We start from the raw sequence: 15,476 nt of genomic DNA, 5'->3' as shown, positions 1-15,476 counted from the left end.
AGCTTTCAAGAGCGGTTGGCCCACGCGCCGGCTGCCCATTTTCTTGGGGGATTTGCGACCATGGTGGCCATTTTCACGGGCGCGGGAACGGGGTTCGAGCGCGGTTCGGGCAATGTGCTGGGCGGGGCGGGAACGCTGGGGCAGGCGGCGCTCGGCCGCTCGGGCGAACAGCTGTTGCTGAACGCCGCCAACGGCAATCTGATGCTGATGCAGCAGGACGAATTGCTGCTCGGGCGTGGCCCCGATGCGGCGATCAGCCGGACCTATAACAGTCAGGGCGATCTTTCCGACGAAAATGGAGATAATTGGCGCCAGAGCACCGATCGCAGCCTGTACGGGCTGACCGGAACGGTCAACACCTTCGGCTCGACCGTGAAGCGCGCTTCCGCCGACGGTTCGGTGTTCACCTATGTCTGGAACGGCACCGCCTATCGCACCACCGATGGCGCGGGCGCACACGACACGATCACCTACAGCACCGCCGATGGCTGGAAATGGACCGATGGCGACAGCCAGGTCGTCGAAACCTATGGCTATAACTACCGCAACCACAGCTACATTTCCGAACAGCGCGATCCGAGCGGCAATGCGCTCACCTTCGCCTATGCCGATGGCAAGCTGACCGACCTGCGCACCGCCAACGGCGAACGCATCCAATATGGATACAGCGGCAATGCGATCACCGATATCCGCACCTTCACGATGCAGGGCGGAGTCGAGCGGATGCAGACGCGCACCCGCTACGCCTATGACAGCCTCGGCCGGTTGGGTAACGCGACCGTCGATCTGACCCCGGCCGACAACAGCGTCGCCGACGGCAAGAGCTATGGCAGCGCCTATACCTATATCGGCGATACCCGCCTGATCGCGTCGGTCGCGCAGACCGACGGCACGCGCGTCGATTTCGAATACGACAAGTACCGGCGGGTTACCGCGGTCACGCAGACTGTCGACGGTTCGGCAACGCGCGTGACGCGATTGAGCTATAACGCGGACAATACCACCATCATCGATCCGGCGGGGCAGATGACGCGGCTGGATTTCGCAGGCGGCGACTTCGCGCTTGCCGGCGGAACGTGGGACAGCGGCAATCTGACCCGGCAAGCCGACACCATCAATGGTGCGGCGGCCACGCGCTATACGGTCCAGACTGGCGGTCAATGGGCTGGTATCTCACAAGGTTTTCCCGTTACCGCCGGGGAAACGATGACCTTCGGCATCAGCCTGAAGGCAGTTGGCGACATCACTACCCAGAATTTGGGTTTGTATTCGGACCAGACCGGCTGGGGTGGTCCGGGCATTTCCGTCGCGCGGATCGTATCGGGTCCGGGGACGATCGAACATATCAATGGCGGCTTTTGGCGCGTTGTCGGCCTGTCGCCGACGGAAGGCACGCGGGTCGAGATCACGCGCACCTATGACAAGACCGGATCGGGCGGCGCGTATTTCTACGTCGACGAAGGCAGTAATTACCGCGCCGGAACCTCGCTGATCGCCGGGGGCCAGACGCTGGTTCGCAGTACCGACGCGTCGTCGCTCGACCGGATGAACGCGACCAAATGGACCGCGAGCAACCTGAACCGCGCGACCGAACCCGCCATCAACGGCGCGGCGGCGTATAAATTCACCGTCAAGACCGCATCCACTGCCGCGAACCTGCAACGTACCTTCACCGCCAAGGCGGGCGAGACGTACAGCTTCGTCATCACGTTGAAGGCGACCGGTTTCGATCAGGGCCATCATCTGGGGCTGGGCGGTTCCACGTCGGCGTGGGGGCCGGACGACCTGTCCAGTGCGCGGGTGCTGTCGGGGCCGGGAGCGGTCGATCCGCTGTCCGGCGGCTTCTATTCGGTGCGGGGCCTGTCGGCGACCGAGGCGACCACGATCCTCGTGACCCGCACCTATGCCCGCGACGATTCCGCCTATGCCCGGTTGTTCGTCGCGCTGGGGGCCGATGAACCGGCCGGGGCCGGGGTCATCGTGGCGGGCGTCAACCTGATCGGTCCGGTCGACGAGCCCGAAACGTCGCGCCTGCTGACGAAGATCACCGCACCCGCGACCGAAGCGGGCGCGGCGCAACAGGTAACGCAGTTCAGCTATACCAGCACCGGTAACGTGGCGACGGTCACCGATCCGTCGGGCGGCATCACCAGGATGACGTATGACACGGCGGGCAATCTGCTGACCACCACCGACCGGCTCGGCAACGTCGTCACCCGCACCTATGATGCAAAGAACCAGTTGCTGCGCACCTCCGCCAGCGCCGTGTCCGCAGGTGCCGCCGAGACGGTGGCCAGCAACAACGTCTACGACAGCGCCAATCGCCTGCGGTACACGGTCTCGGCCGAACGGCGAGTCACGCGCTACACTTACAACGCCAACGGGCTGCTGATCCGTACCGACAGCTTCACCGCCGATATCCCGTCGACGTCGGTGGCGATGACCGAAGCCGCGCTGAACAGCTGGGTAAGCGGACTGTCGGCCAAATCGGCGCGGATGATCGTCCGCTACGAATATGACGCGCGCGGCGAAGTGTCGCGGATCGTGCGCGACGGTGCGGCGGACGCCAGTGGCGAACCGCTGACGACGCAGGGCTATACCGAAACCGTGTTCGTCCGCGATGCGTCGGGCCGGTTGCTCGAACGCGTCACCGGCGGGCAGCGCGAACTGTTCGTCTATGACGGGCTGGGTCGGATGATCGGGTCGACCGACGTGCGTGGCGGTCAGACGTCGATCGCGTTCAACGATGCCGGCGCGCAGACGGTCGTGACGCTGGCCAGCGGCGCGGTGCAGACATCGACGTACAATCGCGCGGGCGATCTGGTTTCGGCCAGCGAAGCGGGCAGCTATAGCGGTACCGGCACCACCGGCTATCGCTACGACCGCACCGGCCGGGTGCGCATCGCGACCGACAGTTTCGGCCAGAACCGCTACGTCGTCTACGACCGGACCGGGCGAAAGACGGGCGAGGTCGACCCGCTCGGTCAACTGACCGAATATCGGTATGACCAGAACGACCGGCTGGTGGCGACGATCGGCTGGAGCACCGCGCTGTCCGCCGAACAGATGGCGCGGCTGGCCGATCCGGCGGTCGATATCGATGTCGCCACCATCCGCCCGGCGGCGGGCGCAGCCGATCGCTGGAACTGGGTCGTCTATGACCGCGAAGGCCGCGTGTTGCAGCGGATCGACGCCACCGGGGCGAGCGTCGTCTATGACTATGACGCGTCCGGCCGGCTGTTGCGCGAAACCGGCTATGCCAACCGGGTCGCAGTCGATGCGCTGAAGACGACGCTGCCGACCGCCGTCACCCGTCCCACCGCCGACGCCGCGCGCGACAGTGTCAGCCGCACCTTCTACGACCGCGACGGCAACGTCATCGGCGCGCTCGACGGGGAGGGGTATCTCAGCCGGTCGACCTATGACGCCGCCGGGAACCGCGTATCGGCGACCAGCTTCGCCAAGCGCGTGACCGATACGCTGCGCACCTCCGCCAGTTTCACCGCGCTGCTGTCCGATGTCGGCACCAACGCGAACGATCGCACCGTCCGCTACGTCTATGACGGACAGGGGCTGCTGCGCTTCACCGTCGATACCGTCCAACGCGTCACCGAATATGTCTATGCCGGCGCACGTGCGGGCGATGCGACCGGCAAGGTCCGCCAGACGATCGCTTATGCACGCCCGATCGCGCCGCTCGCCAGCTACAGCATGGCCACGGTCGTACAGGGGCTTGCCACGGTCGGCGCGACCGACGACCCCGCCAATCGCCGCAGCTTCGCGGTGTATGACGACCGCGGCAACCTGACCTTCGCGATCGACGCGGCCGGGTCGGTGACCGGCTATGGCTATGACGGCAGCGGCAATGTCGTGAAGACGACGCGCTTCGTCGCAAGCTACGCCACCACCACCCTGCCGGCGCACGAGACGATGGCCGCGTGGGCGACCGCGAATGGCGGCCATGGTGATACCCGCGTCACCCGCAGCTATTATGCCGCGCGCGGCGAACTGCGCTTCACCGTCGATCCGATGGGCTATGTCAGCCGCTATGATTACGACGCAGGCGGGCGGGTCGTCGCGGTCGTCCGGTTCGACACGGCGATGGCCGGCGCCACCGATGCGACGACGATCGCCAGCGTCGCCGCGTGGCAAACCGGCACCAGCGTCGTCACCACCACGAGCTACGACGCGGCCGGGCGCGTGTTCGAAACGACCGATGCCGCCGGCACGGTCACCCGCTACACCTACAACGTCAACGGCACCGTCCAGTCGACGACCGAGGCCTATGGCACGGTCGATCAGGTCCGCACCCAGCTCGGCTACGACGCCGCCGGCCGGGTCGTCACCCGGATCGCCGATGCCGACGGTCTCCAGTCGACCACGCGCTATACCTATGACGGGTTCGGCAACCTGCTGACCCAGGTCGCGCCCGACGGAACCAGCACCACCAGCTTCACCTATGATCGCGAAGGGCGGATGCTGACGCGCACCAACGCGCTGGGACAGGTCCAGTCCTACGACTATGACTCGTTCGGACAGCGGGTGCGGATCGTCGACGAACGCGGCGGAACGACCTACAGCTATTACGATGCCGCTGGCCGCGTCGTGATGGTCCGCGATGCCGAAAATTACGTCACCGAAACCAGCTACACCGCGTTCGACCAGATCGCGACCGTCATCCGCCGCAAACAGCGCGCGGGCAACGCCGCCGCGATCGGGACGCTGCCCACCGTCGCGGCCGACGCGAAGGACGCGGTCACCCAGTTCGTTTACGACAAGGTCGGCCGCGTCGTGCGAACGATCGATGCGGAGGGGTTCAGCGAGAACAGCCGCTACAACAGCTTCGGCGAAGTCGTGCAGGCCACGAACAAGCTGGGCGGCGTCACCTTCCGCTTTTACGATCGCCGTGGACAGGTATTTGCCGAGAACGTAGCGAAGACGGCATCGGACGCCAGCGGCTTTGCTCGTGCCAAGACATCGAAGATTTCCGAATTCGATCCGTTCTATTACGCAAATACCTATGACGATCTGGCCGGCATCGCCAATGATCCGATAGCGCTGCGCGCGCATTGGCAGAATTCCGGTTGGCGGGAAGGCCGCAATCCGAACGCCGACTTCGACACGCGCTATTATCTGGCGAGCAATCCCGACGTCGCCGCTGCCGGTATCAATCCGCTGGAACATTACGCCAATTATGGTGCGGGCGAGGGACGTGCGCCCAACACTCAACTCGTCGCTGGTGCACAGGAGGCGGGCGGCGTTGTCACCCACTACGAATATGACGCGCGCGGCAATCGTACACGGATGATAGAGGCGTGGAGCCTGACCGAACAGCGGACCACCGACTATAGCTATGACGCCCTCGACCGCCTGATCGAAAAGCGTGGCATGGCCGTCGATTACGGCGTGCCCGGCTCGAGCGCGAACGCGGGTACCGCACAGCCGACCGAGAAATATCTCTACGACCGTCACGGCAATCTCACCCGCCGTACCGACGCCCAGGGGCGTCACAGCTGGTTCTATTACGACGCGCTCGACCGCAAGAATGGCGAGGTCGATGCCGCGGGGGCGTATGTCACCTATGCGTACGACAAGAATGGCGGGCTGATCCGCAGCCGCGCTTATGCGACCGCGGTCACCACGTCGCAATTGACCACCGAAACCCGCCCGGCCGCGACCGGCGACTATCGCGAGACGACCTACGCCAACGACGTGCTCGGACGGCGGTTGTCGAGCAGCATGGCCAATATCCGCACCGGTGCGTGGGATGCGGCCATCGGCACCTATGTCTACGGCTTCGGCACGGTGACGCAGAGCGTCACCTATGATGCGGCCGGCAATGCCGTGCGCAGCACCGATGCGACCGGCGCATCGATCCTGTCCTATTACGACGCACTGGGCCGCAAGACAGCGCAGGTCGATCAGGAAGGGTTTCTGACCGAATGGACCCTCGATGCCGAGGGTAACGCGCTTGCCGAACGCCGGTACGCCGTGGCGGTTACCGATGCGACCGAAGCCAGCCGGCCGCAGGGGACCGTCAACGCCGACGACCGCGTGACCGAATTCAGCTATGACCGCAACGGCCGCCGCCTGACTGAAACGCGCAAGGACGTTGCGGCGTGGAGCGTCGATCCGACGACCGGCGCACTGACCGACGTCAGCGGCGATGCGCGGATCACCTACAGCTATAACGGTCTCGGCCTCGTCACCTCGAAGCGCGAGGCGACCGGCGATACCACCCTCTACACCTATGACCGTATCGGCCGGCTGATCGGTGAACAGCGCCCCAACCTCATCAACAGCACCACCGACGAAGCGATCCCGCAGGTCACCTATTACTACGACGGCAACGACAATCTGGTTCGCACCGTCGAGGGGGTCGTCGGCAGCACCGATCGCGTCACCACCAACCGGTATGACGCGGTGGGTCGCAAGGTCGCGATGACCGACGCGATGGGGTCGACGCGCTTCTATTTCTACGACCGCGTCGGCAACATGGTCGCGGAGGCCTATTCGCGCCGCAACAGTGCCGGTTCGGTCCTGCGCGAAGGGGCCATCTATCGCTACGACAATGTCGGTCGATTGCGCGGACAAATATCCGCCACCAACTGGACGCAGTCGAGCGCCGGTTTCACCAGCCTGACCACGGCCGGCGCGCCGCCGGAAACGACGTTCAGCTACAACGTCTTTGGCGAACTCGTCTCCCGCTCGATCGGCAACTCGGTGCAGGAGCAGCATGAATATGACGATGCCGGACGCGCATGGCGCAGCACCGGCGGCGACGGAACGTGGCGGTATTTCCTGTATGACGGTGCCGGCCGCCAGACGCTGACGCTCGCAAGCGACGGCAGCGCCAATATCCAGAACCTGTCGCTCGGCAATGTCCTGCGCATCTCGACCCTCGACGGACGTGCGCTCGGCGATCCCGCCAACGGCATCGTGGCGACCGCCACCCAATATGACGCGCGCGGACAGGTGACCCGCGTCCACAGCCTGCAACGCGAACTCGCCAGCGGCGTGACCGGTGGTACCGATCTGCGCACATCGCGCAGCTACACCGCGTTCGGCGAAGTCGCGAGCGAGACCGACGCGCGCGATGCCACGACCTATTACGGCTATAACCGGATGGGTCGGGTAACCTCGATCGCCCGCCCGGTCGTGCTGGGTGCCGATATCGACGGAACCGGCATTTTCGAATATCGCTATTATGACCTGTCGGGGCGATTGGCCGGCGCAAAGGACGGCAACGGCAACCTCGCGACCCGGCGGCTGGCGGGTGGCACGGGCTATGGCGGTGCCGCCGAACTGGTCACCGCCGAATACCATGCCGATGGCGGCCGGGTCTTTCAGCGATACGACGATGCCGGGAATCTGGTGAAACGGACCGACGAACTCGGCCGCGCGACCTATATGAGCTATGACAAGCTCGGGCGGTTGCTGAACACCAGCAACGTCGACAGCCGCGACATCGCCCACAGCTATACCTATGACTCGCTCGGTCGCCGCCTGACGCACAGCCAGACCGGCCGCGCCACGACCGACCGCGAGACCACCGATTACGATGTGGCCGGACGGGTCACGACCAGCCGCGCCTTTGGCGGGGAAGTGACGACCAACGCCTATGCGTGGGATAGCGCCATCAACAGCGGTCTGGGCGTCACCGGCGGCTGGCGGCAAACCACCACCTTCTCCAACAGCAAGCAGACGATCGAGTCCAAGGACACGTTCGGCCGCCTGACGTCGCGCACCGACATGGGCGGCAACGTCGCGACTACCAGCTATGATCAGGCCGGACGGGTGGCGACGATCATCGGTCTCGAGACGCAGACCTTCGCGTGGCTCAACACCGGCCTGCTCGCCACGCAGACCAGCGACATGGGGTCGGGCACCGTCCGCTCCGTCGCCACCTTCGGCTATGATCAGGTCGGCAATCGGCTGACCGAGACCTTCACCCGCGACAATGTGGTGTACCGTCGGTCGGAAGCGATCTTCGACATGCAGAACCGGATGCGCAGTTGGGCGGATACCAGTGATGCGCTGCCCGCTGCATCGATGGGCTGGGCCTACGACCGGAACGGCAACATCCTGCAGACGATCGCGACGCGCGCGACGCTGAACCAGTTCGGAGGCGTCGCGTCGACCAAAACCGAGGAACGCTGGTTCCGTTACGATGCGATGAACCGGGTGACGCTGGACGGTGGTCGCATGGGTGCGAGCGGCATCGAACGCGGCAGCGGCACGGAAATTACCTATCGCGTCGATGGCAGCCGGGCGATGGCGCTGACCAGCTTCACCGGCTATGCCTTTGTCCGCGACCCAAACTACGGCGGCGGTAATGACCCCCGCGCAATCCGCGCCGCCGCGTTGCCCGGTGGCGACCGGATCATCCGCGTCGCGTATGCGGCGGAACGGCGCGAAACCTATTCTTGGCGCAATGATGGACAGGTTTCGACCGTCCTGTCCGAACAGACCGGCTATTACGAAAATGAGGACGGGACGGTCACGCCGGACGAGATTTTTACGACGGTCGGAGCGGCCGGCTACGAATATGATGTACTGGGCCGGCTGACCCGTCAGACTGACCGGCGCGGCGGTAATGAGGCGGTCTACGACCGGATCGTTACCTACGACGGCAGTGGCCGGGGCCAGATCGTCGCTGAAACGACCGTGACCAAGCAGGGCACGGACACGATAAACACCAGGACGAGCACCGACTATGGCACCGGCACCGACTATGCACTCGGCGCGGTAAAGAAGGTCACGGCAACCACGACCGTCAACGGTGGCAGCAGTACGACGACGACCACCACCAACAGCTACGAATGGCGCGACGCGGCGCAGCTGATCGGTACCGTCACTACCAAGACGAACGCCAACACCGCCTACACCAGCTATACCTATAGCGGCGTCGGCCAGCTCGATATGGTATCGATCGGCGGTGATCGTGCGCGCACGGTGACCTTCGTCAACGATCTCGCCGGGCAGGTCATCAAGCGTGACGAGGCGGACAGCAACGCCACCACCGGCGACCCCCACGAAATCTGGTACCGCCATGGTGGCCGCGAGATGGGCTATGTCGGCAATAACGGCAGCGCCTCCGACAGTTATTTCGAATCCATCGGCCGCCGCGCAACCAAGCCGAGCGAAACCTCGACCTTCTCCCCCCTTGGCGGCCAGTCGCACGGAAGCGATTTCGCCGAGACGATCGATCGCATCAACAGCTATGAGACCGGCAGCGCCGGGCGCAGCTATACGGTGCAGGCCGGGGATACGCTCAGCGGCATCGCCGATCAGGTCTGGGGCGATGCATCGCTCTGGTACAAGCTCGCGACAGCTAACGGGCTGGGTGCCGACAGCGCGCTGGTGGCCGGTCAGGTCCTGACGATCCCGGCGGGCGTGGTCCGCTCGACGTACAATGCAGATACGTACCGGCCCTATGATCCAACGGATGTCCTCGGCGATCTGAACCCGAACCCGAAGGCGAAGAGCAACAAGTGCGGCGGGTTCGGGCGCATTCTGCTTGCCGCGGTTGCGATCGCCGTCGCCGCGGTGGCCACGGCCGGTATCGGCGCGCTCGCGACGGGTGCGTCGTTCGCCGGGTCGTTTGGCGCGCTTGGTACCGGGAGTTTGGCGACGTTCGCTGCGTCGAGTGGCACCGCGCTGGGCCTGACCGGTACCATCGCGGCCGGCGTCGCCGGAGCGATGGCAGGCTCGGCGGCGAGCCAGGGGCTCGCCATCGGCATAGGATTGCAGGACAAGTTCAGCTGGGGCGGCGTCGCCATGGCCGGCCTGAGTGCCGCGGTCGGCGGTAGCTTGGGGGCGCTTCCGCTGGGCAGCGGTGTCGGCGGTGCGGCCGTGCGCGGCGTAGTTGGCAACGCGGTGATGCAGGGCGTTGCGATCGCAACGAAGCAGCAGAGCCGGTTCGACTGGGCCGGATTAGCCGCAGCGGGCGTAACTGCCGGGATTGGTCAAGCAGTCGCCGGTAGCAGTACGGCGGCGTGGCGTCAGGAACTCGCCGGTTATGCGTCCGGCGTCGCGGGCGCGGCAACCCGCAGCATCCTGACGGGCACCAGCTTCGGCGACAATATCATGGCGGTGCTGCCCGATGTGATCGGCGCGACCATCGGGCGATTGGTGACGAGAGGGATTGCAGATGCGGTGTCCCCGCGTCTCCCGATCGACATGGGACCACTCCTTGCAAATGACAATGTAACTGGTGGCGGCCCTAGTTCGCCAGCCCAGCCACAAAATCTGACAACAGCGATGTCGCAGGCGGCGGCAATTCCGGTGGGTGTCAATGCAACAGCAATAAATATTACCAATGGTAAGCCCGGTACTACACCGACCGGAACAGTTACTGGAGAATATTTGCCAACATATCAAGGTGGGCCGACGAGTGGAAAAGCAGTCGGTGTCGTCGAGTATGTTAACTATTTTGAACCCTATTTCCAAAAAGATGCCGCCGGGCGGATGCAATTTGGACGCTACGAAGGTTTGCCAAATCAGGATCCTGTTTGGTATGATTACGGCAGCCCCGCACAATATAATACGTTGCTACGCGAAAATGCGATAACAACGCTGGTCAGCGGTATTGTTAATCTTGGTACGGATGTCGTGGGTGGTCTCAAGGACCTCGTCATGACGCCGGTCGCGGCTGGACTATACGTGTCTGACCTTCTGCGTGGGGGTCAGGCAGGCGCGGATCGGTTGGCGCAAACTGTACGATTCAAGCAGGCGGTAACCAACGATCCAATGTTGTTGGTGCGTGGCGCGCTCGAGCCATTGAGGCAAATGTTTGACGAGGGCAGTGTCAGGGGCATCACCACTTATGTTGCCGGCGCCGCTGTTACGGGTAGTGTAGGCGCAATAGCTTCGTCCGGGAAAAGTTTAGGAAGGGTATCTGCTGCAGAGAGTGCAGGCACGCGCGGTCTTGGGTTCAGCCCATATGCCACAAGTGGCGATCTGGTGCAGAGCATTGCCACTCGCGCGGACAATTGGGGTATTCGAAATGGACTGGGCAATGGACCTGCCGCTGGAACGGCAAAGCATGGTTATGCTGAAGATGTACTGAACCGTTATCAACGTATGTTCGGCGATCGTGGTCTGACTGCTGAAGCGCGATATGTAGGTGGTAGCCCGTGGATGTCAGGCATGAGCACCAGTGGCTCAATCCGGCTTGATGTGGTCGAGGGGCCACTTGCCCGCCCGACGGGGGTATGGGATTATAAGTTCGGCAATGCCACGCTTTCACGAGGACGTATCACACAAATCCAGAACGGTATCCCCAACGGTGCCAACGTTCCAATCCTGATGGTGAAACCATGACCGACAAGCAAAGTGCTTTGTTGAAAAAATATACACCGATCACCAAGGCGGAGCTGAAGGAGGTCGTTGCAGAATATGCGGCCAGTTTCCCCGAGTGGGTGATGTTTGTTGATGGAACAGCCTTCATCCGTCGCGAAGGCCCAATTCAACAGATGATCTGGTTTCAAAAGATGCGATCGGCTGCCTATCGGCCCACGCATGGGATCAGTTCGCTAGTGCTACCGGAAACACATATACGGATGCTGCCTCAAGTTCTCGATGTTAAGCATCGCGAGATCGAGTACCGCTGGCATGAGCGCAAGTTTGCGTCTACGGTTTCTGCAATGGAGCACCAGTTTCAGCCCGACATTCGCAAGCCTCTGGATATCGCTAAAATCCTAGGGCTGTGTGAGGCAGAGGCTTCGGCAATGCCAGATACGACCAACAACATGGCAATGCTCGCGATTTTGAATGCCTGGCTTGGCCGTGATGCCGAGGCACTCAATTTCTGTGAGCGGACGCAACTCTGTCCGCTACCTACGCTGGCGCCGATGCCCGAATGGGAGGCGGCCATGCGTGCTTTTGGTCGCGACCTAGCGACGGCAGTCGAGGCAGGAACGGGTCGTGCGTTCTTGGAAGCTGCGGCAGGGACGACGACTTGACCTTACGATGACGATGGCTGCCAGTCCGCAATTTCATTCGCCAAGATCAATGCCGGCCTCGCGCGTTGTGGTTTCGTCGATGGAGCCCACCTGCGCGCCGTCACGGATGCCGAGGGCTCCGGTGAGGCTGGCACGGCTGTCGGTATAGACGGCCGCACCGTGTCGGGTGCGACTGATCGCGACATAGACGGAGCGCGAATCGAGGGTGTTCGCCCTGGACGCCTCCAGGTGCGTCCATACCCCATCGCACATTCCCCCTTGCGCGCTATGAATGGTCCGCATCCACCCCGACCGAAGATGCCGGTCTGCAAGGTGGCGCATGTCGAGCATCTCGCGCGTTCCGCCGTCGCGCTGGCGGCAGCAGCACGACGACGACCACCACCAACAGCTATGAATGGCGCGACGCGGCGCAGCTGACCGGTACCGTCACCACCAAGACGAACGCCAACGCCGCCTACACCAGCTATACCTATAGCGGCGTCAGCCAGCTCGATATGGTGTCGATCGGCGGTGATCGTTCGCGCACGGTGACCGTCGTCAACGATCTCGCCGGGCAGGTCATCAAGCGCGACGAGGCGGACACCAACGCACCACCGGCGACCCCCACGAAATCTGGTACCGCCATGGCGGCCGCGAGATGGGCTATGTCGGCAATAACGGCAGCGCATCCGACAGCTATTTCGACGCCATCGGCCGCCGCGCAACCAAGCCGAGCGCGGCGCAGATGTTCTTGGCGGCGTCGGTTTACCGGTCCTGATATAGTAATAGACTGCTGTTCTATTCCACTATCAAACCAACTCCTTCAGCCGATACAACGCCTCCATCGCCTCCCGTGGCGACATCGCATCCACGTCCATCCCGCCCAGCGTCTCGCGCAGCGCATCGACCGGCACTTCCTCCACCGCCGCCACCGCAGCGAACAGGGGCAGGTCGTCCAGTCCGGCGGCGATCCCGCCGGTCTTGGCCTTGCCGGCTTCCAGCTTCGCCAGCACCGCCTTGGCGCGGTGCAGCGTTGCGGGGGGCAGGCCCGCGAGGCGCGCGACGGCGATGCCGTAGCTGCGGTCGGCCGGGCCGTCGGCCAGTTCGTGGAGGAGGACCAGATCGCCCTTCCATTCGCGCGCGCGGACATGGTGGAGCGACAGCGCGTCGCAACGTTCCGCCAGCCGGGTAAGCTCATGATAATGCGTCGCGAACAGGCAGCGGCAGCGATTGTCCTCATGGATCGCCTCGACCACTGCCCACGCGATGGCGAGGCCGTCATAGGTCGAGGTGCCGCGCCCGACCTCGTCGAGGATGACGAACGATCGCGGCGTCGCCTGCGCGAGGATCGCGGCCGTCTCGACCATCTCGACCATGAAGGTCGATCGCCCGCGCGCCAGATTGTCCGACGCGCCGACGCGGCTGAACAACCGGTCGACCAGCCCCAGCGTCGCCGAGGTTGCCGGCACGAAACTGCCCGCCTGCGCCAGCACGACGATCAGCGCATTCTGTCGCAGGAAGGTCGACTTGCCGCCCATGTTCGGCCCCGTGACCAGCCATAGCCGCGAGCGTTCCGACAGGCGGCAGTCATTGGCGACGAACCGTCCGCCGCTCTTCGCCACTGCGCTTTCGACCACCGGATGCCGCCCGCCGACGATCTCCAGACAGGCATGATCGACCAGCACCGGCCGCGCCCAGCCGCCCTCCGCCGCGCGTTCGGCCAGCGCGGTCGTCACGTCGATCCGCGCGAGCGCATCGGCGGTCGCGGCGACGGCTTCCCGGTTCGCCAGCGCAGCCTCGGTGAACGCCTCCAGATGCGCGGCTTCGGCGGCGAGCGCGTGGGCACCGGCCTGCGTCACCTTCAGCGCTGCTTCGTGCAGGTCGGGCGCGTTGAAGCGAACGACGCCGGCCAGCGTCTGGCGATGGGTGAAGCCGCTGTCGGCCGCCATCAGCTTGTCGGCGGCGCGTGCCGGCACCTCGACATGATAGCCGAGCACGCCGTTGTGCCGGATCTTGAGGGTGGGCGTTCCGGTACGCTCGCGATACTGCGCCTCCAGCGCGGCGATCGCCCGCCGCCCGCCCGCCCCCGTATCGCGCAGCGCATCGAGTGCGGCGTCGAATCCGCTGGCGATATAGCCGCCCGCGCTGGCATCGATCGGCGGCATCGGTACCAGCCCGCGCGTCAGCAGGTCGATCAGTTCGCCATGCCCGCGCAGCCGCGGCGCCAGTCCGGCGATCAGCGGCGGTACCTCCGCCAGCTTGTCGAGCCGTTGGCCGAGGGCCCACGCCGCGCCCAACCCGTCGCGCAACTGGCCGAGATCACGGGGCGACCCGCGCCCCGCCGCGATCCGCCCCAGCGCCCGCCCGATATCGGGCAGCGCGCGCAGCGTCGTGCGCAGTTCGTCGCGAAGGCCCGGATCGTCATGCGCCCAGCCGATCGCCGCATGGCGGCCCTCGATCGCCGCCCGGTCCATCAGCGGCGCGGCGATATCCCCCGCCAGCATCCGCGCGCCCGGGCCGGTCACCGTCCGGTCGACTTCGGCGAGCAGGCTCCCCGCCCGCGCCCCGGCGGCGGTGCGGGTCAGTTCGAGGCTCTCGCGCGTCGCCGCATCGATCGCCATGCACTGGCCATCGGCAGCGCAGACCGGCGGGCGCAGGAACGGCATCTGCCCGCGCGCATTATGGTCTAGATACGCGATCAGCCCGCCCGCCGCCGCCAGTGCCGCGCGCGAAAACTGCCCGAACCCGTCCAGCGTGGCGACACCGTGCAGCGCCTTCAACCGCGCCTCGCCGGCCGCACTGTCGAAATCGGCCTTGGCGCGCAGCAACGTCGCGACCTCGGCAAAGGCGCTGGTCTCGGCCGCGACCACCTCGACCGGCTGCAACCTCGCGAGCGTGGCGGTCAGGCCGGCGGCGTCGGTTTCGATCACCTCGAACCGTCCGGTCGACACGTCGGCGGCGGCGATGGCGACCCCGCCTGCCGCCTCGCCGATGCCGACGCACCAGTTGGCGGCGCGCGCGTCGAGCAGTGCTTCCTCGGTCAGCGTCCCCGCCGTCACCACTCGGACGATCGCGCGCGCCACCAACGCCTTGGAACCGCGCGCGCGTTTCGCTTCTTCGGGGCTTTCGACCTGTTCGGCGATGGCGACGCGGTGTCCCGCCTTGATCAGCCGCGCCAGATAGCCTTCTGCGGCATGGATGGGCACGCCGCACATCGGGATCTTCGCGCCCTCATGCTCGCCCCGCGCGGTCAGCGCGATGTCGAGGCAGGCTGCGGCGATCTTCGCATCGTCGTGAAACAGTTCGAAGAAATCGCCCATCCGGTAAAAGAGCAGGCAGTCGTCGGCCTCCGCCTTCAACGCCAGATATTGCTGCATCATCGGGGTGGGGGCGGGGGAATCGTCCGCCCGAGCCTTGGTTGCCATCGCGCGGCGATACCGTCCGGCCGGTGCCCCGCGCAAGCGGGTCAAAGCGGTTCGGCACCGACCTTCACCCTTGCCCGATCCGTCTTCCCCTGCGTAAAGCCGATCC

General features: G+C 64.9%; 4 protein-coding genes. 2 read left to right on the top strand and 2 right to left on the bottom strand.

What is annotated here, in order from left to right; translation table 11 throughout:
* Positions 1–60 precede the first annotated feature (60 nt).
* Together ASE91_RS17480 and ASE91_RS17475 are read left to right on the top strand one after the other, a co-directional pair.
* Positions 61–11,325, top strand: a complete 11,265-nt coding sequence (locus ASE91_RS17480) for a LysM peptidoglycan-binding domain-containing protein (RefSeq protein ID WP_056628487.1) — start codon at positions 61–63, stop codon at positions 11,323–11,325.
* Positions 11,322–11,966, top strand: a complete 645-nt coding sequence (locus ASE91_RS17475) for a hypothetical protein (RefSeq protein WP_056628481.1) — start codon at positions 11,322–11,324, stop codon at positions 11,964–11,966. Before ASE91_RS17480 ends, ASE91_RS17475 begins: the two co-directional genes overlap by 4 nt.
* Before the next feature lie 33 nt (positions 11,967–11,999).
* Here the strand turns inward: ASE91_RS17475 and ASE91_RS17470 are convergent, their stop codons facing one another.
* Complete coding sequence (locus tag ASE91_RS17470) at positions 12,000–12,296, bottom strand: hypothetical protein (RefSeq protein ID WP_156357902.1); 297 nt, start codon at positions 12,294–12,296, stop codon at positions 12,000–12,002.
* A gap of 458 nt (positions 12,297–12,754) precedes the next feature.
* The gene (mutS, locus tag ASE91_RS17465) at positions 12,755–15,325 is read right to left on the bottom strand and encodes a DNA mismatch repair protein MutS (RefSeq protein ID WP_056628474.1); all 2,571 of its coding nucleotides are present in this window, start codon (positions 15,323–15,325) and stop codon (positions 12,755–12,757) included.
* Between the last annotated feature and the right edge of the window lie 151 nt (positions 15,326–15,476).

Origin of the sequence: Sphingomonas sp. Leaf62 (assembly GCF_001421915.1) — a bacterium.
Lineage (GTDB): Bacteria > Pseudomonadota > Alphaproteobacteria > Sphingomonadales > Sphingomonadaceae > Sphingomonas.
Note: the sequence above shows the minus strand (reverse complement) of the source record. Positions and strands in the feature narration are given on the sequence as shown.